Genomic DNA, 22,649 nt, shown 5'->3' on the forward strand with positions numbered 1-22,649 from the left:
CATGTTCTGTATATCGAACATTTTGCGCAATATAACGAACATCCATCCATGATGCAAGCCCCGGCCCAGACCCCGCAAGCCGAAGGTCCGCCAGCTGTCGGCCTGGCGCTGCAGGCACTGCGTCAGCAGCAGCGCCTGTCGCTCGACGAACTGTCGCGCCGCGCCGGCGTATCCAAGTCGATGCTGTCCCAGATCGAACGCAACCTGGCCAACCCCACCGTCGCAGTGCTGTGGCGACTGGCCAATGCGCTGGGCGTGAGCCTGACCGACTTCCTCGCCGGCGGCGCCGCGGAGCGCCCTGGCGGCGGCATCACCGTGGTCCAGCCGCACGCGATCCCGTCGCTGAAAAGCCCCGACACCCGCTGCGACTTGCGCATCCTGGGGCCGATCGAGCTGGCCGGGCGCTTCGAGTGGTATGAGCTGACCATCCAGGCCGGAGGCGAGCTCGCCTCCGAGCCGCATGAGGCCGGCACGCAGGAACACCTGACGGTATTGGGGGGGGCGATGACGGTGCGCGCCGGCGCCGACGAGAAGAAGCTGCGGCACGGCGAGACCGCGCGCTATGCGGCCGATGTCGCACATGCGATCTCCAATGGCGGCAAGACCACTGCCACCGCACTACTGGTTGTAGTGCATCCGGGGTAAGGCGGGCAAGGGAGGGCACTTCCCCCAGGCCGGGCTGTAGTGGTTACCAGCTTCTACCAGCGTCGCCAGCAATTCCATGAACACCTCCCGCTGCGCGGCTTCGGCGGCGCCAGCATGCGTTCCTGCGCGAGCGCCGGCGCCTCAGCGCGCGCCAGCGGCACTGAGAATGCGCTCGATCTGCGCATAGCCGCGCTGGCGCGCATGCTGCAGCGGACTGACGCCCTCGCCGTCGGCGAGGTTCACGTTGGCGCGCGCCTGCACCAGCAGGCGCACGATCTCGGTATGCGCGGCGCCGCCGTTGCCGAGGATGATGGCCTCGAGCAGCGCCGTCCATTTCAGCCGGTTGACATGGTCGACATCCACGCCGGCCGCGATCAGCATGCGCACGGTCTCGACATGCCCGCGCTCGGCGGCGGGAATCAGCGCGGTGCCGCCATAGCGGTTGGTGCTGCGCAGGTCTGCGCCGTTGGCCAGCGCCATGCGCAGGATCTCGTTGTGGCCACGCGCGCCGGCGTAGAGGTAGGGGCTGTCCTGGATCGCATCCTTGGCATTGACGTCGGCGCCGGCCTCGATCAGCACCTTTGCCGCTTGCACGCGGTTGTGATGCGTGGCGACCAGCAGCGCGGTACGTCCCTGCGCGTCACGGGCGTCGATGGCCACGCCGCTGGCAAGCAGCGCGCGCACGCGTGCGGTGTCGCCACTGGCCGCGGCGGCATGGAGCTCGGTGGCCGGCAAAGCGCCGGCCGCGAAGGAAACGTGGGTCACCATGGCAATCACAATGGCAAGACAGAGAAGCAGGCGCGCGGCCAGCATGCGTGTATCTCCATGCGGGATGAGAAAAAAGAGGCCATGGTCGCGCAGCAGGAGCGGCCTGGTCGCGGCATTCTGTCACGCCGGCACCGTGCGCCGGAAGTTAAGCCTTTGAATGGGATCCAGTGACAAAACGAATGAGTCGCCGCGATGAATCGCCGAGCCTGCTACCGGTCAAGCCCACGCCACCTGCTTGGCCATCACACTGTCATCGTCGCTGGCCGATAATGGCTCCCCACACCGGTCAGCGAGAGGCAACTTGTAACGGCAAGTACTGGCAAGGAACCGTGCGCCACCGGTGCCGTCAAACAAGCTAGCCGCCAGAGACCGGACATGCGACCGGGCACCGCGCTGCAGCATTCGTGCCGCAATGCAGCACGCGCCGTCGCAAGTGCCAGGGTCTCCACGGCGCGCTTCTTCGCGCGGGCGCCGCGTGCGCCCTGCAGACCCCCAGCAAACGCCCCCTCTAGCCAAGGAGATGAACGTGCTGAGCCCGCATGAATTTGCCACGCTATTGCTACTGAGCGACGGCCCCGACTCCCTCGATTCGAACGATTCCCGCCAGATCGATCCCACTGACCTGAAGGCCCTGGTCGAAAAACAACTGGTCCAGCTCGAAGTCCTGCACGGTTGCCGGCAGGAACCACGCATCACCAGCCACGGCTACTCGATGCTGAAAGCCATGGGACGCTGAGGCGTCCCGCCCATCACCCGACCGGCTGACCCGCGATTCGCGCAGCAGTGCGCACCCCGACATCCCACGGAGACCCACATGGACGTGCGCCTTGCAGCCGGCCCTGACGGGACAGCCCCCCCAGACACCGCGCGCCGCTGCTTCCTGCAAGAAGTGGCGGCCCTGCTTGCGCTCGGGTGCATCGGCACCGCAGAAGCGCAGGCGCCGGCGGCCTGCCTGCTCACCCCTGAGGCAACCGAAGGGCCCTTTTACCTGGACGATGCACTGATGCGCGCCGACATCCGCGACGGCCGCCCCGGCCAGCCGCTGCGGCTGCGGCTGCGCGTGGTCGAGGCACGGCGCGGCTGCGCGCCCGTCCAGGGCGCGCTGGTCAGCGTGTGGCACTGCGACGCCAATGGCAGCTACAGCGGCGAAAGCGCCACCAATCGCCAAACCCGCTACCTGCGCGGCGTGCAGGCCACCGGCGCCGACGGCGTGGCGACGTTCACGACGATCTATCCCGGCTGGTATCCGTCGCGCGCCATCCATATTCACTTCAAGGTGCTGCTGGCGCAGTCGGAAGTCCTGACCAGCCAGCTGTATTTCGATGATGCGCTCAGCCGACAGGTGCTCCGCAGCCACCCTGCCTACGGCGCACACGGCGTGCCGACGCGTCCGACCACAGGGGATCCGATTGCCGGCAGCAGACCCAGCACCGTGCGCGTGAACCAGCCCGGGGATACCGGCAGCGCGCTCGAGGGCGAGTTCACAGTTGGGATTGCGCGCGCCTGAATCTTGCGGCAGTGCCGCATCAGCGCCCGCGCCGCGGAGCCAAAGTGAGCCAGCCCACACCGCGCGGGTAATCCCTAGATTGTGGTTCTCTGTCCATTTCCTACCATGAAGGGAATCAGGGACCACCCTGCGCAGCGCGCGCGCAGCTTTCCTGGTCCATCGCTTTCCCGATTTTCCCGACTTTTCCGGTGTTCAAGACAGTGGCGAGCTGACTCGGCCCATGGCCAGTGCTCGCGGCCATCCCACCCATACATGGAGGCAATCATGGCATCCAGGACGAGGAAAACACAGGCGAAGCAGTCTGCCGCCGAGACCGGCGGCGCGGGTGGCGTCTCGCGGCGCGGCTTTCTCGGCGGCGCCGCCGGGGCAGCAGCCGGCGCTGCGGCAATGGGATTCCCGGCCATCGTCAAGGCGCAGGGCCCCGTCACCATGCGCTGGCAGAGCACATGGCCGACCAAGGACATCTTCCACGAGTTTGCCGGCGATTTCGTTGCCAAGGTGAACAATATGTCGGGCGGCGACCTGAAGATCGAACTGCTGCCCGCCGGCGCGGTGGTCAAGGCGTTCGACCTGATCGATGCCGTCAGCAAGGGCACCCTCGACGGCGGCCACGGCGTGATCGCGTACTGGTACGGCAAAAACTCCGCGCTGGCGCTGTGGGGCTCCGGCCCCGCGTGGGGCATGGATCCGAACATGCTGCTGGCCTGGCACAAATACGGCGGCGGCAAGCAGTTGCAGGAAGAGATCTACCGCAGCCTGAACCTCGACGTGGTCTCGTTCCTGTACGGGCCGATGCCGACGCAGCCGCTGGGCTGGTTCAAGAAGCCCATTACCAAGCCGGAGGACTTCAAGGGACTGAAGTTCCGCACGGTCGGCCTGTCGATCGATATCTTCACCGGGCTGGGCGCCGCGGTGAACGCGCTGCCCGGCGCAGAGATCGTGCCGGCCATGGACCGCGGCCTGCTCGACGCCGCCGAATTCAACAATGCCAGCTCGGACCGGGCGCTGGGCTTCCAGGACGTGTCCAAGGTCTGCATGCTGCGCAGCTTCCACCAGGCCTCGGAGCAGTTCGAGATCCTGTTCAACAAGAAGCGCTATGACGCGCTGCCGGCCAAGATGAAGGCACTGATCGCCAACGCGGTGGAGGCGGCCTCGGCGGATATGTCGATGAAGGCGATCGACCGCTATTCCAAGGACTATCAGGCGCTGCAGGCGCAGGGCGTGAAGTTCTACGCCACGCCCAACTCGGTGCTGCAGGCACAGCTCAAGGTCTGGGACGAGATCGTGGCGCGCAAGGAAAAGGAAAACCCGATGTTCAAGAAGGTCAACGACTCGATGAAGGCCTTCGCGCAGCGCGCCACCCGCTGGCAGAACGACACCAACGTCGACTTCCGGCTGGCGACAAGCCACTACTTCGCCAAGCGCACCTGAGCAGCGCCGGGGCACCATCGTGCAACGCCTGCTGCTCGGCATCGACCGGGTAAGCACTTTCGTCGGCCAGGCCGGCTCGTGGCTGATCATCGCGCTGACGCTGATGATCAGCTACGAGGTGTTCTCGCGCTACGCGCTCGGCGCGCCGCACGCTTGGGTGTTCGATGCCAGCAACATGCTGTACGGCACGCTGTTCATGCTGGCCGGCGCCTACACGCTGGCCAAGCGCGGGCACGTGCGCGGCGATATCCTGTATGGCTTCCTGTCGCCGCGCATGCAGGCGGCGATCGACCTGGTGCTGTACCTGGCCTTCTTCTTTCCCGGCGTGATCGCGCTGGCCTGGGCCGGCATCGACTTCTTCGAGGTCTCGCTGGCGCAGAACGAACATTCGTCGATCGCCGCCGACGGCCCGCCGATCTACCCGTTCAAGGCGGTCATCCCGATTGCCGGCGCGCTATTGCTGCTGCAGGGCGTAGCCGAGACCATCCGCTGCATCCTGTGCCTGCAGCGCGGGCAATGGCCGCCGCGCGAAGGCGATGTCGAGGAAGTGGACGTCGAACAGCTCAAGGAAATGGTGCAAGGCACGCCGACGGCCGAGCTGGTTGACACGCCCCCGCCACCCCACCGCGAGGACGCCGCGCGATGAGAAAGGAACTCTGGTTCGGCGTGACGCTGATGGCGCTGATTGTCGGCGCCGTGATCTGGTTCATGCCTGCGCCCGGCGACTGGACCAACGGGCATCTCGGCCTGCTGATGCTCGCCCTGATCGTGGTGGCGATCATGCTGGGCTTTCCCACCGCGTTCACGCTGATGGGCATGGGCGTGCTGTTCTCATGGCTGGCCTATCGCCACGCCAATCCCGAGATCGCGGTGCAGCAGACGCTGGACCTGATGGTGCAGCGCGCGTATGCGGTCATGACCAATGACGTGCTGATCTCGATCCCGCTGTTCGTCTTCATGGGCTACCTGGTCGAGCGCTCCAACCTGATCGAGAAGCTGTTCCGCAGCCTGCACCTGGCGCTGGCCTGGATCCCCGGCTCGCTGGCGGTGGCCACGCTGGTGACGTGCGCGATCTTCGCCACCGCCACCGGCATTGTCGGCGCGGTGGTCACGCTGATGGGGCTGCTGGCGTTTCCTGCCATGCTGCGCGCCGGCTACAGCTCGACGCTGTCGGCCGGCGCGGTCACCGCCGGCGGCTGCCTGGGCATCCTGATCCCGCCCTCGGTGCTGCTGATCGTGTATGGCGCCACGGCGGGCGTATCGGTGGTGCAGCTCTATGCCGGCGCCTTCTTCCCGGGGCTGATGCTGACCGGGCTCTACATCCTGTACATCGTGCTCATCGCCAAGCTCAAGCCGGCGCTGGCGCCACCGCTGCCCGAGAGCGAACGTGCGGTGCCGCTGCCGGCACTGGCCGGCACGCTGCAGGCGGGCGGCGCGGTACGCGCGCTGCCCGCCTTCGGTGCCGGCATGCTGCGCGCGTTCAAAGGCCCGCGCAATGCAGACGTACCCGCCGCGGCGTTCGCGCGCCAATTGGGCATCGTCTTGCTGCCCGCGCTGGCCGTGGCGGTGATCATGGGCACGTTATACGAGGCAGTGACCACGCCAGGCGCAAGCGTCGCAGTCGAAGCGCCGATTGCGCTTGGCGGGGCCGAGGAAAGCAGCGCGCCACTGGATGATCTGCAGGCGCCGCCGGAAGAATCACCGGTGCCGGCGCCGGACGCGCCCGCGGGCACTGCCGCACCGGCCGCGGCTTCGCCCGGTACTCCCGGTACTCCCGCTGCAGCACCCGCCGCACAGGCCGATGCACAAGCCAATGCACAGCCGGCACCCGCCGCAGGCGCGGCCACGCCGGCGCCGCGCTGGTTCTGGATCACGTTGGGCGTGGTCGCGGTGCTGCTGGTCTACTTCTACTGGCGCTTCAGCTTCGCGCGGCTGGAAATCTTCAAGATGCTGCTGGCGTCGTTCTTCCCGCTGGCGCTGCTGATCCTGGCGGTGCTGGGCTCGATCGTATTCGGGCTGGCCACGCCGACAGAAGCGGCGGCGGTGGGATCGCTGGGCGGCGCGCTGCTGGCAGCCGCCTATCGCCAGCTCAATTTCCGCGTGGTCAAGGAATCGGTGCTGCTGACGGCCAAGACCAGCGCCATGGTGTGCTGGCTGTTCGTGGGCTCGTCGATCTTCTCGGCAGCATTCGCGCTGCTGGGCGGGCAGGCGCTGGTCGAGCAATGGGTGCTGTCGCTGAACCTGTCGCCGGTGCAGTTCATGATCCTGGCGCAGGTCATCATCTTCCTGCTCGGGTGGCCGCTGGAATGGACCGAGATCATCATCATCTTCATGCCGATCTTCATCCCGCTGCTGGATAACTTCGGCATCGATCCGCTGTTCTTCGGCCTGCTGGTGGCGCTGAACCTGCAGACCGCGTTCCTGTCGCCGCCGGTGGCAATGGCCGCGTTCTACCTGAAGGGCGTGGCGCCGCCGCACGTGACGCTGAACCAGATCTTCCTCGGCATGCTGCCGTTCATGGGCATCCAGCTGATCGCGCTGGCGCTGCTGTACGTCTTCCCCGGCATCGGCCTCTGGCTGCCCACGGTGCTGTACCGCTGAAGCCGGGGGGCGCCGCGGCGCCTATACTAGGGTCTGTTCCCATAATGGGAACAGACCCTTGGCAATGCCGAACGCAACGCCAGCCGATAGCGCGCTCGCCACCCTTCCGCTCGATACCGCATTCCGCACCGACATCCCGGGGCGGCTGGACCGCCTGCCGTGGTCGCGCTGGCACTGGCGCGTCACCGTCGCGCTGGGCATTGCCTGGGTGCTCGACGGGCTCGAGGTCACCCTGGTAGGCTCGGTCGGCGCCGTGCTGGAGCGCCCCGACACGCTGGCGCTGAGCGCGACGCAGGTCGGCTGGACCGGCTCGCTCTATATCCTCGGCGCGGTCATCGGCGCGCTGGTATTCGGCCGCATGGCCGACCGGCTCGGGCGCAAGCGGCTGTTCCTGGCCACGCTGACGGTCTATATGCTCGCGACGCTGGCCACCGCGTTCGCACCGGATTTTGCCTTCTTTGCCGCCTGCCGCTTCCTCACCGGCCTAGGCATTGGCGGCGAATACGCGGCAATCAATTCCGCCATCGATGAGCTGATCCCCGCGCGCGTGCGCGGGCGCGTCAACCTGGCGATCAACGGCAGCTTCTGGCTTGGCGCGGCCTTGGGCGCGGGCCTGAGCCTGGCGGTGCTCGATCCACGCATGCTAGGGCCGGTATGGGGCTGGCGCGCGTGCTTTGCGCTGGGTGCGCTGCTGGCGGTGGCAATCGTGCTGGTGCGCCGGCACGTGCCCGAAAGCCCGCGCTGGCTGGCCACGCACGGGCGGGTCGAAGAAGCCGAACGCGTGGTCGCCGCGATCGAAGCAGAGGTGCGCGCGAGCCATGGGCCGCTGCCGCCGGTGGCGTCCGATTGCGCCCCGGTTGCGATGCGCCGGCGCGCAGCCCCCGGCGTGGGCGAGGTCATGCGCCTGCTGCTGCGGCGCTATCGCCGGCGCAGCACGATCACGCTGGCGCTGATGGTGGCGCAGGCGTTTTTCTACAACGCCATCTTCTTCACCTATGCGCTGGTGCTGACGCACTTCTACCACGTGCCGGAAGCAAGTGTGGCGCTATACATCTTCCCGTTCGCCCTGGGCAATGCCGCAGGGCCCTTGCTGCTGGGGCCGCTGTTCGACCATATCGGGCGCCGGCGCATGATTGCCTCGACCTATGTGCTGGCCGGCATTGGCCTGGCGCTGACCGGCTGGGCCTTTGTCGAAGGCTGGCTCGATGCGCGCGCGCAGGCGTTGTGCTGGTCGGCCGTGTTCTTCCTGGCTTCGGCGGCGGCCAGCTCCGCGTATCTCACCGCCAGCGAAGTGTTCCCGCTGGAAATGCGTGCCCTGGCGATCTCGGTGTTCTATGCCCTCGGCACGGGCACCGGTGGCTTTATCGCGCCATTGCTGCTCGGCGCGCTGATCGAGAGCGGCAGCCGCGAAGCGGTGGCTGCGGGCTATGGTCTCGGTGCGGCACTCGTCATCATCGCCGGCCTGCTGGCGTTGCGTTTTGGCATCGATGCCGAACGCCGTCCGCTGGAACAAGTCGCGCCGCCGCTTGCTTCAGACGATCGTCCGCAATGGTAAACAAGTGATCCGTCAGCGCCTGTCCGAAATTCTGCAGCCCGCGCCGGACAACGTTCCTGGCCCATGCCTGCACCGGTCGTGTCCCTGCTTTCGCAACTGCCAGTATTAAGGCCGTATTAAGCAAGACTACGACCTCCCCTTACACATTCTTACAGCAAGCCAGGGGGCAACTGTCTAGCCTTGACTCACGCGCGGCGGCCTGAGTGCATGAATCTTATCGTCAACAGGCTGCCACCTCGTGGCCATCGCCTTGCTGCTCGCAGCAGCGATCGGCCATTGTTCAACGCTGCCCGAATCAGAACGGGCAAATCCACGGACCGGACCGAGGTCCGATGCAAGGTGCGCCGCCGCGGCTGACTGCCGCAGCGCGCGTGCTGCAGACAACAAGCTGAATTGGGGACTACCAGGCCGGGCATCGCGCGACAGCCCTTGCGCGACGCCACGCGCTTGCCTGTGAATTTGCTCGTCCGGCCTGCGGTGCCAGCAGCCGGGAGGGATGCTTTTGACCGTTTGCCGGAGAACAACGACCATGGCCGACCAGCGCAACAACCCACCGCCGCCGCCTTCCCCCCCGCGCCACACGCTGGCCCCCGCATCGCAGCGCCAGTCGCATGGCGACGGCCTGGTGCAGCGCCAGCAGCCCGTGGCCGTGCCGCTGTGGCATATCGTGCCGCGCATGGCCGGCTATGGCGTGGTGCTGTTCATCGTGTGGGCGGTGCTGACGATTATGTTTCCGAATGTGTTTACGCGTTCGTCGGAGCGTGCCGTGATCAACAGTCCCGTCAGCCTGGTGACCTCGCCGGTCGAAGGCATCGTCATGCAGCAGAAGGTGGCAGCGGGCCAGAGCTTCACCGCCAACCAGCCGCTGATGGTGGTGCAGAACCCGAACATCGACCGCTCGCTGCTGGTCGAGCTGACCGGCAAGAAGCTCGATACACAGCAGCGCTACGATTCCGCGCGGGCGCGGCTGGAATCGAACCGCCGGCTGATGGGCGCCACCGAGCAGGACCTGCAGCGCTACAACAGCGCCGCGCAGCGCGAGCATGCGACGCGCGTGCGCGCGCTGCAGGCACGGCTGGCGTCGGCCACCGCGCAGGAAGACCAGCAGCAGGAGATCGTCAACCGGAACCAGAACATGCAGTGGGCAGGCGCGGTGAGCGAGGCCTACACCAATGCTTCGCGCTACCAGTTGTCGATGCTCTCCAATGCCAAGGCCGCGGTGAAAGCCGAGCTGGACAGCGCCGTCGGCGAAAGCGAAGCGTCGCGCAACAAGGTCTATGCCTCATCGGCGGACGGCCCCAGCGCATCGCTGGCGCAGCGGCGCCAGGCGCTGAGCGCCGAATCCGCGCAGCTGACCGCCGAGCTGGAGCAACTCGAGGCGTACGGCAAGTCAGTCGACGAGCTGCTCGCCACCGAGCAGCAGCGCATCGATCGGCTGTCCAACCTGGAGATCCGCGCGACCGAGCCTGGCACCATCGAAGACCTGATCGCGCAGCCCGGCATGCGCGTGGCGGCGGGCGCCACGCTGGCGCGCGCCAGCAACTGCGCGCAGACGCGCGTGGTGGCGGTGTTCCCGCGCAGCCTCAGCGACAACCTGTTGCCGGGTGCGCGCCTGAACGTGCATGTCGACGGGCTGCCCGCGGCGCTGCCCGCATCGGTGGCGGAGATCCTGCCGCGCGCGCCAGACGGCGACCAGGCGCGCTACTTCGTGCCGTTCCCGCCGATCGAGAAGAACGAGATCTACGTCATCGCCAAGCTCGACCGGCCGCTGGGCAAGCTGCCGAACAAGCCGAATGCGGCCGCATCGGCGACCACGGCCGGCGCGGGCGGTACCGCACCGGCGAGCTCGGGTCACTGCGGCATGGGCCGCTGGGCGCGCGTGACGCTGGATCAAAGCTGGCTTGGGCAGCTACGGGCATCGCTGACCTGAGCCACGGACCTGAACGGGCCTGAATGGGCCTGAATGGACCTGAACGGACACCACGGAGACGAGCATGAACCGATCACCGTTGCCTCCACCGCGCATGCGCAGGCTAGCCGCTGCACTGTTGCTGCCGGCAGCGCTCGCACTCGCCCCCGCGGCCGCGCATGCGCAGGCGTCGCAGCAAACCCTGCTGGCCGAAGGCTGCAAGGCACTGGCCGAGCGTGTCGGCCGTGAAGCCGGCAGCGGCCCGGTCTTCCTCGCCAGCTACGAGCCCGCGCCGGGCGGCGAGCCGCTGGTGCCGGCGCTGCGCAACGCCGCTTTCGTCTACGACAACGCGCTGGCCGGCATCGCGCTGGTCGCGTGCAAGCGTCCCGCCGAAGCACGCCGCATCGCCGACGCAGTGCTGCAGGCCAGCCGGCAGGATCGCCACTATCGCGACGCGCGGCTGCGCAATGCCTATCGCGCCGGCCCGCTGCCCGCGGGGCCGGCTCCATTGCCCGGCTGGTGGGACGAGCCCAGCAAGCGCTGGTTCGAGGACGCCTACCAGGCCGGCACCGCCACCGGCAACGTCGCCTGGGCGGCGCTGCTGTTGCTGGCCGTGCACGAAGCCACGCGCGACGCGCGCTACCTGGACGGCGCCGCGGCACTGATGGGCTGGGTCCACGCGAGCGTGCCCGATACCGGCGCGCCCGCGGCCTATACCGGCGGCTTCTTCGGCCACGAGCCCAAGCAGATCCGTCAGGGCTGGAAGTCGACCGAGCACAACGTCGATACCTATGCCGCCTTCAGCTGGCTCGCCAGCCGGCGCAACGACCCGCGCTGGCGCGACGGCGCCGCGCGATCGCGCGGCTTTGTCAATGCCATGTGGCAGCCGCGGGAGGGCCGCTTCGTGATCGGCACGAAAGACGACGGCCGTGCCCTCAATGCCGGCCCGTCGGCGCTCGACGCCGTGCTATGGCCGCTGATCGCGTTGCCCGATCCGCCGCAGGACTGGTACCGCGCGCTGGGCTGGGTCGACGCACGCCATCGCGCCGGCGCGGGCTATGGCTTCAAGGCCAGCCCGGACGGCATCTGGACCGAGGGCACCGGCCAGGCCGCGCTGGTGCTGCAGGCCGCTGGCCGCGCGCAGCAGGCGCAGCCGTTGTGGCCGCTGCTGCTGTCGCAGCGCGCTCCCTCGGGCATGCTCTACGCGACGCCCGATACGCGCATCAGCACGGGGCTGTCGATCGGGCCCACGTCGACCACGGAAGACTTCTACTACTTCCACCTGCCGCACCTTGGCGCCACCGCGTGGGCCGTGCTGGCGGCAGCGCGCTGGAATCCGTTCCGTCCCGGCGGCTGCCTGGACCCGTCGTGTCCGCCGCCAGCCATTGCCGCGGCCAATGCCAACACCACCAACGCCTCCGGCAAGGACTGACGATGTTCACCCTCTTCCTCGAGACCCAGTCGCTGCTGGCCATCAACGGCGGCGTGCTGCTGGCGATGGTGCTGCTGACGCTGCTGTGCCGCCAGGAGCGGCCGGCTGACCGCATGCTGTTCGGCGGCATCACCTTCCTGCTGCTGGTGGTCTACCTGACCTGGCGCGTGCGCGAGACGCTGCCCCCATGGCAGCCGACCTTCGCCAGCGCATGGGCGCATGTTTTCTTCGCGTTCGAGTGCATGACGCTGGCCTACACGCTGCTGTCGATCGTGGTGCTCGGCCGCAACAGCAACCACTCGCCCGCGGCCGACGCCGGCGAATCCGCGCTGCGCCGCGCCGCGCACGTGCCGCGCGTGGACATCTTCATCGCCACCTACAACGAAGGACTGGACATCCTGGAAAAGACCATCGTTTCGGCGCTGGCGATCGACTATCCCGATTTTCGCGTCTGGGTGCTCGACGACACGCGCCGCGACTGGCTGCGTGAATTCTGCGGCCGCGTCGGCGCGTACTACGTGACCCGCCCCGACAATGCCCACGCCAAGGCCGGCAATCTCAACAACGGCCTGCGCCACAGCGCCGAAGCCGGCGGCGCGCCATACATCCTGGTGCTCGACGCCGACTTCGCGCCCCACCGCAATATCCTGCTGCGCACCGTCGGCCTGTTCGGCGATGCGCGCGTGGGCGTGGTGCAGACGCCCCAGTTCTACTACAACGCCGACCCGATCCAGTACAACCTGCGCGCCACCGAGTGCTGGGTCGACGAGCAGCGCGCGTTCTTCGACGTGATGCAGCCGGCCAAGGATGCATGGGGCGCGGCGTTCTGCATCGGCACCTCGTTCGTGGTGCGGCGCGACCTGATCGAACACATCGGCGGCTTCCCGACCGGCACCGTCACCGAAGACATCCACCTCACCTACCGGCTGCTGCGGCACGGCTATATCACGCGCTGGCTCAACGAGCGGCTCAGCGTGGGACTGTCCGCCGAAGGGCTGCCCGAGTACATCAGCCAGCGCAGCCGCTGGGGGCTGGGCACGGTGCAGGTGGCGCTGACCGCCGACGGGCCGCTGCGCGGGCGCGGCTACACCGCGGTGCAGCGGCTGCACTACGTGCATGGCCTGCTGCACTGGATGTCGCGGCCATTCACGCTGATGCTGCTGGCGGGTCCGCTGCTGTACTGGTACTTCGGCGTCTCCACGCTGTACGGCGAGCCGCTGCAGTTCCTCGCCTACGGCCTGCCCGCGCTGGTGGCGTACTGGGCCTACAGCATCTGGATCACCGGCCAGCGCGCGCTGCCGATCTTTACCGAAGTCACGCAGATCGTCGCGTCGCTGGCGGTGACGGTGTCGCTGGTCAGCGCGATGTTCAAGCCCTTCGGGCGGCCGTTCAAGGTCACCAACAAGGGACTGGATCGTTCGAAGCTGGTGATCCACGGCAAGTTCGCGGCGCTGTACGCGAGCCTGCTGGCGTTATCGGCGCTGGGACTGGGGCGCGCGCTGGTGGTTGATGCCGATGCGCAGGGGCTGGCCTTCAATACGGTATGGACGGGCATTGCGCTGATGCTCTACTTGGCTTCGTTCCTGGTCTGCGTGGAGCTGCCGCGGCCGCGCAAGGAAGAGCGTTTCCCGCATCGCGCCGCGGCCTTGCTGCGCGTGGACGGGCGCGAATACCGCGTCACCACGCGCGACCTGTCCTGCAACGGCGTGGCCGTGACTACGCCGCTGGCCGCTGCCTTCCAACCTGGCGCCGAAGGCGCGCTGTGGCTGGCGCAGACCGGCTGGATTCCATGCCGCGTGGTGCGGCGCGATCAACAGCTGCTGGGCATTGCATTGCATGCCGACATGGCGGCGCGTCACAGCCTGATCCGCCTGCTGTTCAGCGATCCCGCGCACAACATTGCCCGCCAGGGCCAGCCGCGGCTGGCGATCTCGCGCTTCATGCGGCGCGCGCTGCTGGGCTGAACAAAGACTGCCTTTCACTGACTCTCCGGGAACCCGTCATGCCAAGCCTGAGCCGCCACTTCTTCCCCGCACAACGCCTGCTGCCCCGCACCTCGGTGTTGGCACTGTCGCTGGCGCTGGCAGCCTGCACACTGGAGCCGCAATACCAGCGGCCCGACGCGCCGATCCCTTCGGCGTTTCCGGATGGCGCCGCCTACCGCACGCCGCAGGCCCGCGCCGCTGCCGGACAGCCGGGCCAGCCTGCTCAGGCGGTGCAGCCGCCCGGCCCTTCCGCCGCCGATCTCGGCTGGCGCGATGTCTTCGTCGATCCGCAACTGCGCCAGCTGATCGAACTCTCGCTGGCGAACAACCGCGACCTGCGCATGGCCACGCTCGCCATCGACGAAGCCCGCGCGCTCTACCAGATCGAACGCGCGGCGCAGTTCCCGACGGTTGAGGCCAATGCCGGCCTGGTGTCGCAGCACCTGTCGTCGCGGCTGCGCGCGCCGGGCCAGTCGCAACAGATCACCACCTACAACGCCGGCATCGGCTTTACCGCATTCGAACTCGATTTCTTCGGCCGGGTGCGCAGCCTCAAGCATGCGGCGCTGGAGCAATACCTGGCCACCGAGGAAGCACGCCGCAGCGCGCAGATCGCGCTGGTGGCCGAGGTTGCCAACGCCTACCTGACGCTGCGCGCGGACCGCGAGTTGCTGCGGCTGTCGCAGGACACACTGAAGACGCAGCAGGAAGCGGCCGAGATGGTGCGGCGCGGGCGCCAGGCGGGCGCGATGGCACAGCTGGACCAGCATCGCGTGCAAACCCAGGTGCAGACCGCGCAGGTCGGCGTGGAACAGTACACGCGGCAGGTGGCGCAGGACGAGAACGCGCTGACGCTGCTGGTCGGCACCCAGTTGCCGAAGTCGATCGCCGGGGGCGGCAACCCGGCCGCGGGCGCGGCGGCAGACCCGCTCGAGCCGCGCACGCTGATGCAAGAGTTCCCGGAGGGGCTGCCATCGAGCCTGCTGGAGCGGCGCCCCGACATCCTCGACGCCGAGCACCGGCTCAAGGCCGCCAACGCCAATATCGGCGCCGCACGCGCGGCGTTCTTCCCGCGCATCTCGCTGACCGGCGCGCTGGGCGTGGCCAGCACCAGCCTGGCGGGGCTGTTCTCCGGCGGCATGGCCTGGCTGTTCGCGCCGCAGCTGACGGTGCCGATCTTCGATGCCGGGCGCAATCGTGCCGGGCTGGATGCCGCCAACGTGCGCAAGGATATCAACGTGGCCAACTACGAGAAGACCATCCAGACCGCCTTCCGCGAAGTGGCCGATAGCATGGCGGCGCGCGCGACCTACGAGCGGCAGGTCAAGGCGCAGGAAGCGCTGGTGCGCGAAGGCAGCGAGACCCGGCGGCTGTCGGAGATGCGCTTCAAGAACGGGGTCGACGACTACTTCGGCGTCTTCGATGCGCAGCGCCAGCTCTATACCGCCCAGCAATCGCTGGTCACGTACAAGCTGGCCGGGCTGACCAGCCGGGTGTCGCTGTACAAGGCGCTCGGCGGCGGATGGCGGGAGGTGACGCAGAGCCCGGCGCCCGGCGCAAACCCACAGCAGGCCGCGCCGACCCAAGCCGCTCCTCGGGCGGCGGCGACCCAGCCGGCCACCCAGGCGGCCACCCAGGCGACCCCTCAGGCGACCCAGGCAGCCCAGGCAGCCCAGGCGGCCCAGGCGGCCCAGGCGGCCCCTCAGGCGGCCCCTCGGGCTGCGCCGGCCCCGGCGACCCCTCAGGCGGCGGCAGCGCCGGCAATAGTTCCCACGGCGCCGCAACGCCAATAACTCAGCTGCAAGCCGAGCCGCGCACTGCGGCCCGCACCCGCTGGCAAGCCGGGCAAGGGGCGCAGGGCCGCGGCGCACAGCCATTGAGCGCGGGCAGACCGGAACAACTGTACAGCGCCGCGCACCGAAACCTGTATATGGCGCCCTGGCGGGACTTGCCGCATGATGCGGCTGCATCGCGCACCAGACGCGAGCATTCCCCCAGGATTCCAATTGCCGCACACCGCCTCCGGAAAAAGCTCGACCCTTGTTGCCGTCCTGGCCCTGACCGGCTCGATGGCCTCGCTGTGCGTCGGCACGTCGTTCGCCAAGCATCTGTTCGACGCGCTCGGCGCGCAAGGCACCACGGCGCTTCGGGTCAGCTTCTCGGCCCTGATCCTGCTGTGCGTATGGCGGCCGTGGCGCATTCCCCTGACGCGCGCCAATGCGCTGGCGATCGCGCTGTATGGCGCGGCGCTGGGCGCGACCAACCTGCTGTTCTACATGTCGCTGCGCACGGTACCGCTGGGGCTGGCGATTGCCATCGAATTCACCGGCCCGCTGGCAGTGGCGGTAATGTCGTCGCGGCGCGCCATCGACTTCCTGTGGATAGCATGCGCGGTGACCGGCCTGCTGCTGGTGCTGCCGATGGGCGAGGCGGCCGGCACGCTCGATCCGGTCGGCATCGGCTACGCGCTGGCCGCTGGCGTGGGCTGGGCGCTCTATATCGTGTTCGGGCAACGGGCCGGCAATGCGCACGGCGGCCAGGCCACCTCGCTGGGGCTGACCATGGCGGCGCTGGTGGTGCTGCCGTTCGGCGTGGCGCATGCCGGCAGCACGCTGCTCAGCCCGCCGCTGCTGCTGGCGGGGCTGGCGGTGGGCGTGCTGTCCAGCGCGATTCCTTATTCACTGGAAATGGTGGCGCTCAAGCGCCTGCACCGGCGCACCTTCGGCATCCTGCTGAGCATGGAGCCGGCCATGGGTGCGCTGGCGGGGCTGGTGTTCCTGCATGAACAGCTGAGCCCGCTGCAGTGGCTGGCGATCGCCAGCATCATCATTGCTTCGGTCGGTTGCACGGCGACCGCGCGCGGCAAGCGCGACGCCGGCCGCGACCTGGCGTAGCGCTCAGTACGCGCCGAACCAGTCTGCCGGCAGCTGATGGCTGCGGCCGGCTTCCTCCCACAGCGTCATCGAGACTTCATGCAGGAAGCTGTCCTCGGGATTGCGGCGGCTGCTGAAGCCGAGGCCCCGCAGGATCGCCAGCATGCGGCGGTTCTCGCTGAGCACGTCACCGCGCATGGCGCGCAAGCCAGCCGCGCGGGCATGGTCGCGCAACCGCGTGATCAGGCGCCGGCCCAGGCCCTGCCCTTGCCAGCCATCGGCGACGACCACCGCAAATTCGGCGACGCGGCCGGTGACCACGTATTCGGCGCTGGCGACGATGGCCGGTGTCCCTTGCGCGTCGGGTGCGACCACCACCAGAGCCATGCTGCCCGGCGCAGGGCTGGCCAGCGCATCGACGACCTCGTCGACCACGCGCCCGCCGGTGAGGAAGCGGAAGTAGCGGCTTTCACGCGACAGCCCGTCGACCATGGCCCGCAGCGCGCCGCGATCCTGCTCGTTCGTGCGCCGCATCGTCACCTGCCCGCCCCGTCCTACCGGCCAGCTTTCTGCCTCCGGCTCACTGGCGACTTGCCCTGTCATCGATTCGGTTCCGCCTGTCATGCCGCACCCCTGAATACATTATTTGTAGCCAGAGTATAGGCAATAACCTGACTTTTGCAAATGAAGTCAGCGTGCTAAGCTGCCTGCATGATGAACGCCACGTCGTCCGAACTCCGCCAATGCTCGATCGCCGCCACACTTTCGCTGATCGGCGAAAAGTGGACGATACTTATCTTGCGTGACGTTTTCCACGGCATCACGCGCTTCGACGATTTCCTGCGTCGGCTCGAATGCTCCCCTGCCGTGCTGTCGGCGCGGCTCAAGACGCTGACCGAAGCCGGCCTGCTGCGCAAGGTTGGCTACCGCGAGCCGGGCGAGCGCGAGCGCTTCGAGTACCGCCCCACCCGTGCGGCCGTAGAGCTGCTGCCGGTGCTGATCGGCCTGATGCAGTGGGGCGACAGCCACATGACGTCCTGCGGCGAAGGCCCGGTGCAGATTCGCTCGCAGGCGAGCGGCAAGCTGGTGCGCGCTGCGCTGGTCGACGAAGACGGCACGCTGGTGTCTCCGCGCGACATGCAGATCGTCCCCGTCGCTCCCCGCCGCACCGAAGGCGAGCCCTAACCCGCTTGCGTCTCTTGCTGCGCCGCACCGGCGCGGCACACTGCACTGCACCATGACTGTGCCGGCGATCTGCAAACCGCCCCAGCACAGCGCATCGCGGCTTGCCGCCGGCGCCACCCCACGCACAAAAGCCCCATCCGCCGTCACTTCACGCTCTGGCACACCCCTTGCGTAATGTGGTCCGGGCCCGTCAACGGCGACCGGCCCAACCCACATACGCAGCGGCTATCCCATGTAGCAGCTGTCAGGACAACGGCGTCCCCTGAACTGGCTCATCAGACCATCGATGTGTCCGCTCGCGGGATGCCATTTGTTTTTTTGGAGCAAGTGACGATGATCGGCAAAGCCACCCGCATCGAGCTGCTGAGCTTGAGCACCCCGCAGATGCGCGCCTTCCACCTGACCTGGATGGCGTTTTTCGTCTGTTTCTTCGCGTGGTTTGCCTGCGCGCCGCTGATGCCGGTGCTCAAGGGCGAGTTCGGTCTGACCCCGGGCCAGATCGCCAATATCAATATCGCGGCGGTCGCCGTGACCATCCTGGTGCGGCTGGTGATCGGCCCGATGTGCGACCGCTTCGGCCCGCGCAAGACCTATACGGGCCTGCTGGCGATGGGCGCGCTGCCCGTGCTGGGCGTGGCGCTGGCGCAGAACTACGAGACCTTCCTGGTGTTCCGCCTGCTGATCGGCGCGGTCGGTGCCAGCTTCGTGATCACGCAGTACCACACCTCGGTGATGTTCGCGCCCAACGTGGTCGGCACCGCCAACGCGGCCTCGGCCGGCTGGGGCAACGCCGGCGGCGGCGCCGCGCAGGCCCTCATGCCGCTGCTGCTGGCCGCCGTGCTGATGATGGGCGCGGACCACGCCTTCGGCTGGCGCATCGCGCTGCTGGTGCCGGGCGTGCTGATGCTGATCATGGCCGTCGTGTACTACCGCTTCACCCAGGACTGCCCCGAAGGCAATTACTCGGACCTGCGTGCCCAGGGCATCGAGATCAGCGGCAAGGACGGTGGCAAGGGAGGCGGCTGGGCCAGCTTCCGCGCCGCCAGCGCCAACTACCGCGTGTGGCTGCTGTTCATCACCTACGGCGCCTGCTTCGGCGTGGAGATCTTCATCCACAACATCGCCGCCATGTACTACGTCGACCAGTTCGGCCTGAGCCTGAAGGCCGCCGGCATGGCAGCCGCAAGCTTTGGCTTGCTGGCACTGTTCGCCCGCGCACTGGGCGGCTGGCTGTCGGACAAGGCGGCGCGCCGCCGCGGCCTGGATGCGCGTACCACGCTGCTGTTCGCGCTGATCCTGGGCGAAGGCCTGGGCCTGCTGTGGTTCGCCCAGGCCGGCAACGTGGCAATGGCCGTGGTCGCGATGCTGATGTTCGGCCTGTTCACCCACATGGCCTGCGGCGCGACCTACGCCCTGGTGCCCTTTATCGACCGCAAGGCGCTGGGCGGCGTGGCCGGGATCATCGGTGCCGGCGGCAACGTAGGCGCGGTGGCCGCGGGCTTCCTGCTCAAGGGCCTGGGCAACGTGCAGCAGACGCTGACGGTGCTGGGCGTGCTGGCCACCATCGCCGCCGTCTGCGCCATCGCCATCCGCTTCAGCGCCGAGCACAAGGCCCGCGAACAGGCGCTGTACGACAGCGCGCTGGCCAACTGAATTTCGTATCGCCCCACAGCACTACAAGCACCACAAGCAGCAAAGACTGACTACCGGACAAGGAAAGCATCATGAAACTGATCATCGTCGGCCACGGCATGGTAGGTCACAAGTTCCTGGAATCGCTGGCGGAAGCCGGCGCGGAAAACCTGGAAGTGACCGTCCTGTGCGAAGAACCGCGTCCCGCCTACGATCGCGTGCACCTGTCCGAGTTCTTCTCCGGCAAGTCGGCGGAAGACCTGTCGCTGGTGCCGGCGGGCTTCTTCGAGCAGCACAACAACATGCTGCTGCGCCTGAATGCCCGTGCGGTCGAGATCGACCGCGCCGCGCGCACGGTCAAGGTCTCCACCGGCGAGACCCTGTCCTATGACAAGCTCATCCTCGCCACCGGCTCCTACCCGTTCGTGCCGCCGGTGCCGGGCAAGGACCGCAAGGACTGCTTCGTCTACCGCACCATCGAAGACCTGGAAGCGATGCAGGAATGCGGCGCGCGCTCGAAGACCGGCGTGGTCGTCGGCGGCGGCCTGCTCGGCCTGGAATGCGCCAAGGCGCTGCGCGACATGGGCCTGCAGACGCATGTGGTGGAATTCGCGCCGCGCCTGATGGCGGTGCAGGTCGACGAAGGCGGCGGCCGCATGCTGCGCCAGAAGATCGCTGGCCTGGGCGTGACCGCGCACACCGGCAAGAACACCGTCGAGATCGTCGACGGCGAGGACGGCACCCATCGCATGGTGTTCGCCGACGGCACGCACCTCGACACCGACATGATCGTGTTCTCGGCCGGCATCCGCCCGCGCGACGAACTGGCGCGCGCCAGCGGCCTGGAAGTCGGTGCGCGTGGGGGCATCTCGGTCGACAACAACTGCCGCACCTCCGACCCGGACATCTACGCGATCGGCGAATGCGCACTGTGGGACGGCAAGATCTACGGCCTGGTGGCCCCCGGCTACGACATGGCCCGCGTGGCCGCGCGCCACCTGCGCGGCGAGGCGGCCGAGTTCGGCGGCGCCGACATGAGCACCAAGCTCAAGCTGATGGGCGTTGACGTGGCCAGCATCGGCGACCCGCACGGCACCGTGCCGGGCGCGCGCATCTACCAGTTCAGCGACGACCGCAAGGAGGTCTACAAGAAGCTGGTGGTGTCCGATTGCGGCAAGTACCTGCTAGGCGGCGTGCTGATCGGCGATGCCAGCGAGTACGGCACCCTGCTGCAGATGATGCTGAACAAGATCGAGCTGCCCGAGTCGCCGGAATTCCTGATCCTGCCCGACAGCAGCGGCAAGGCCAAGCCGGCGCTGGGCGCCGACGCCCTGCCCGACACCGCGCAAATCTGCTCCTGCAACAACGTCTCCAAGGGCGAGATCTGCGGCGCCGTGTGCGACGGCGCCACCAGCATCGGCGCGCTCAAGACCTGCACCAAGGCCGGCACCGCCTGCGGCGGCTGCGTGCCGCTGGTCACGCAGATCATGAAGGCGGAGATGAAGAAGCAAGGGATGGCGGTCAACAACCACATCTGCGAGCACTTCCCGTTCTCGCGCCAGGAGCTCTACCACCTGGTGCGCGTGGGCAAGTTCAAGACCTTCGACGCGCTGCTGGAGGCGCACGGCAGCGGCATGGGCTGCGACATCTGCAAGCCGGCGGTGGGCAGCATCCTGGCTTCGTGCTGGAATGAGTTCGTGCTGAAGGAAGAGCACGCCAGCCTGCAGGATTCCAACGACTACTACCTGGCCAACATCCAGAAGGACGGCACCTACTCGGTGGTGCCGCGCATGCCGGGCGGCGAAGTCACGCCGGAGGGCCTGATCGCGGTCGGCCAGGTTGCCAAGAAGTACGGCCTGTACACCAAGATCACGGGCGGCCAGCGCGTGGACCTTTTTGGTGCACGCGCCGAGGAACTGCCCTTTATCTGGGAAGAACTGATCGCCGCGGGCTTTGAATCGGGCCATGCCTACGGCAAGGCCCTGCGCACGGTGAAATCGTGCGTGGGCTCGACCTGGTGCCGCTACGGCGTGGGCGACTCGGTCGGCCTCGCGGTCGAGCTGGAGAACCGCTACAAGGGCCTGCGCGCGCCGCACAAGATCAAGTTCGGCGTATCGGGCTGCACGCGCGAATGCGCCGAGGCGCAGGGCAAGGACGTCGGCGTGATCGCCACCGAGAAGGGCTGGAACCTGTACGTGTGCGGCAACGGCGGCATGAAGCCGCGCCACGCCGAATTGCTGGCCAGCGACCTCGACCACGACACGCTGGTGCGCTACATCGACCGCTTCCTGATGTTCTACGTGCGCACCGCCGACCGCCTGCAGCGCACCAGCGTCTGGCGCGACAACCTCGAAGGCGGCCTGGACTACCTGAAGGCCGTGGTGCTGGACGACAAGCTCGGCATCGCCGCCGAGCTGGAGTCCGAGATGCAGCACGTGGTCGACACCTATGAAGACGAGTGGAAGAAGGCCGTGACCGATCCCGAGACGCGCAAGCGCTTCCGCCATTTCGTCAACAGCGATCGCCGCGACGACAACCTGGTCTTCATCGAAGAGCGCGGCCAGATCCGCCCGGCCACGCCGGAGGAACGGAAATTGCAGCGTTCGCGGCTGGGCCACATCCCCGTGATCGCCGTGCCCGCAAAAGCAGCCTGATCGTGCAAGCATTCAAGGAGAACGTGATGAGCCATCCCCACCATCCCGAAACCTGGACCGCGGTCTGCACCGTTCGCGACATCGTGCCCAATACTGGTGTGTGCGCGCTGGTCGACGACAAGCAGATCGCCGTGTTCCGCATCGGCCGTGGCGAAGAGGTCTACGCCATCGACAACTTCGATCCCAACTCGCAGGCCGCGGTACTGTCGCGCGGGCTGGTCGGCAACCTGGGCGAACGCCTGGTGGTGGCCTCGCCCATCTACAAGCAGCACTTCGACCTGCGCACCGGCGAATGCCTGGAAGCGCCGGACCAGTCGGTCAACGCCTACGGCGCGCGGGTCTACGACGGCAAGGTATGGGTTGCCGCCGGCGTGGCACTGCGCGAGGCCGAGGAAGAACTCGCCGCCTGATCCGCCTTTCATCCACCTTTTTCGTCGCGCCCCCCGATGCTCACCACCGCCTTCACGCCCAG

At 67.8% G+C, this 22,649-nt stretch carries 18 protein-coding genes; 16 read left to right on the forward strand and 2 right to left on the reverse strand.

What is annotated here, in order from left to right; all coding sequences use genetic code 11:
* Positions 1–48 precede the first annotated feature (48 nt).
* Entirely contained in the window at positions 49–645 is a 597-nt protein-coding gene (locus tag K309_RS0101170) for a helix-turn-helix domain-containing protein (protein ID WP_029044709.1), read from the forward strand.
* A gap of 141 nt (positions 646–786) precedes the next feature.
* On the opposite strand, the gene K309_RS0101175 is transcribed toward K309_RS0101170, so the two are convergent.
* Positions 787–1,458: an ankyrin repeat domain-containing protein gene (locus tag K309_RS0101175; protein ID WP_029044710.1), complete on the reverse strand. Its 672-nt coding sequence runs from the start codon at positions 1,456–1,458 to the stop codon at positions 787–789.
* A 481-nt stretch (positions 1,459–1,939) separates the two neighbouring features.
* Between K309_RS0101175 and K309_RS0101180 the strand changes: the two genes are divergently transcribed.
* The 11 genes from K309_RS0101180 (at position 1,940) to K309_RS0101230 (ending at position 16,727) form a co-directional block, all read left to right on the forward strand.
* Positions 1,940–2,149, forward strand: a complete 210-nt coding sequence (locus K309_RS0101180) for a hypothetical protein (RefSeq protein ID WP_029044711.1) — start codon at positions 1,940–1,942, stop codon at positions 2,147–2,149.
* A 78-nt stretch (positions 2,150–2,227) separates the two neighbouring features.
* Positions 2,228–2,920: an intradiol ring-cleavage dioxygenase gene (locus K309_RS0101185; protein WP_029044712.1), complete on the forward strand. Its 693-nt coding sequence runs from the start codon at positions 2,228–2,230 to the stop codon at positions 2,918–2,920.
* Positions 2,921–3,307: 387 nt separating this feature from the next.
* Positions 3,308–4,351, forward strand: coding sequence for a TRAP transporter substrate-binding protein (locus tag K309_RS0101190; protein ID WP_198030775.1), 1,044 nt, complete (start codon positions 3,308–3,310; stop codon positions 4,349–4,351).
* 19 nt (positions 4,352–4,370) lie between these two features.
* On the forward strand, positions 4,371–4,997 hold the full coding sequence (locus K309_RS0101195) for a TRAP transporter small permease subunit (RefSeq protein ID WP_029044714.1): 627 nt from the start codon (positions 4,371–4,373) through the stop codon (positions 4,995–4,997).
* Complete coding sequence (locus tag K309_RS0101200) at positions 4,994–6,952, forward strand: TRAP transporter large permease (protein WP_029044715.1); 1,959 nt, start codon at positions 4,994–4,996, stop codon at positions 6,950–6,952. The genes K309_RS0101195 and K309_RS0101200 overlap by 4 nt, the downstream gene beginning before the upstream one ends.
* A 64-nt stretch (positions 6,953–7,016) precedes the next feature.
* Positions 7,017–8,507: an MFS transporter gene (locus tag K309_RS0101205; protein WP_051320273.1), complete on the forward strand. Its 1,491-nt coding sequence runs from the start codon at positions 7,017–7,019 to the stop codon at positions 8,505–8,507.
* 529 nt (positions 8,508–9,036) lie between these two features.
* Positions 9,037–10,437, forward strand: a complete 1,401-nt coding sequence (locus K309_RS0101210; protein ID WP_029044717.1) for an HlyD family secretion protein — start codon at positions 9,037–9,039, stop codon at positions 10,435–10,437.
* A 64-nt stretch (positions 10,438–10,501) separates the two neighbouring features.
* Entirely contained in the window at positions 10,502–11,848 is a 1,347-nt protein-coding gene (locus tag K309_RS0101215) for a hypothetical protein (RefSeq protein WP_051320274.1), read from the forward strand.
* Between the two features lie 2 nt (positions 11,849–11,850).
* The gene (locus tag K309_RS0101220; protein ID WP_029044719.1) at positions 11,851–13,812 is read left to right on the forward strand and encodes a glycosyltransferase family 2 protein; all 1,962 of its coding nucleotides are present in this window, start codon (positions 11,851–11,853) and stop codon (positions 13,810–13,812) included.
* A gap of 38 nt (positions 13,813–13,850) precedes the next feature.
* Positions 13,851–15,626: an efflux transporter outer membrane subunit gene (locus tag K309_RS0101225; protein WP_029044720.1), complete on the forward strand. Its 1,776-nt coding sequence runs from the start codon at positions 13,851–13,853 to the stop codon at positions 15,624–15,626.
* Positions 15,627–15,902: 276 nt separating this feature from the next.
* Entirely contained in the window at positions 15,903–16,727 is an 825-nt protein-coding gene (locus tag K309_RS0101230) for an EamA family transporter (protein WP_369796388.1), read from the forward strand.
* 3 nt (positions 16,728–16,730) lie between these two features.
* Here K309_RS0101230 and K309_RS0101235 read toward each other — a convergent pair whose 3' ends face one another.
* On the reverse strand, positions 16,731–17,309 hold the full coding sequence (locus tag K309_RS0101235; RefSeq protein WP_029044722.1) for a GNAT family N-acetyltransferase: 579 nt from the start codon (positions 17,307–17,309) through the stop codon (positions 16,731–16,733).
* Positions 17,310–17,420: 111 nt separating this feature from the next.
* Between K309_RS0101235 and K309_RS0101240 the strand changes: the two genes are divergently transcribed.
* From K309_RS0101240 to nirD, 4 genes are all read left to right on the forward strand, one after another.
* Positions 17,421–17,891, forward strand: coding sequence for a winged helix-turn-helix transcriptional regulator (locus tag K309_RS0101240; protein ID WP_029044723.1), 471 nt, complete (start codon positions 17,421–17,423; stop codon positions 17,889–17,891).
* Between the two features lie 333 nt (positions 17,892–18,224).
* Positions 18,225–19,544 carry a NarK family nitrate/nitrite MFS transporter gene (locus tag K309_RS0101245; RefSeq protein WP_029044724.1) on the forward strand — a complete coding sequence of 440 codons (1,320 nt, stop codon included), beginning with the start codon at positions 18,225–18,227 and terminating at the stop codon, positions 19,542–19,544.
* 71 nt (positions 19,545–19,615) lie between these two features.
* Positions 19,616–22,177, forward strand: coding sequence for a nitrite reductase large subunit NirB (nirB, locus tag K309_RS0101250; protein ID WP_029044725.1), 2,562 nt, complete (start codon positions 19,616–19,618; stop codon positions 22,175–22,177).
* A gap of 26 nt (positions 22,178–22,203) precedes the next feature.
* Positions 22,204–22,587 (forward strand): nitrite reductase small subunit NirD, encoded by a 384-nt coding sequence (gene nirD / locus K309_RS0101255; protein ID WP_029044726.1) that lies wholly within the window; start codon positions 22,204–22,206, stop codon positions 22,585–22,587.
* Positions 22,588–22,649 lie beyond the last annotated feature (62 nt).

The sequence above is a fragment of the Cupriavidus phytohabitans genome (assembly GCF_000426345.1).
Lineage (GTDB): Bacteria > Pseudomonadota > Gammaproteobacteria > Burkholderiales > Burkholderiaceae > Cupriavidus.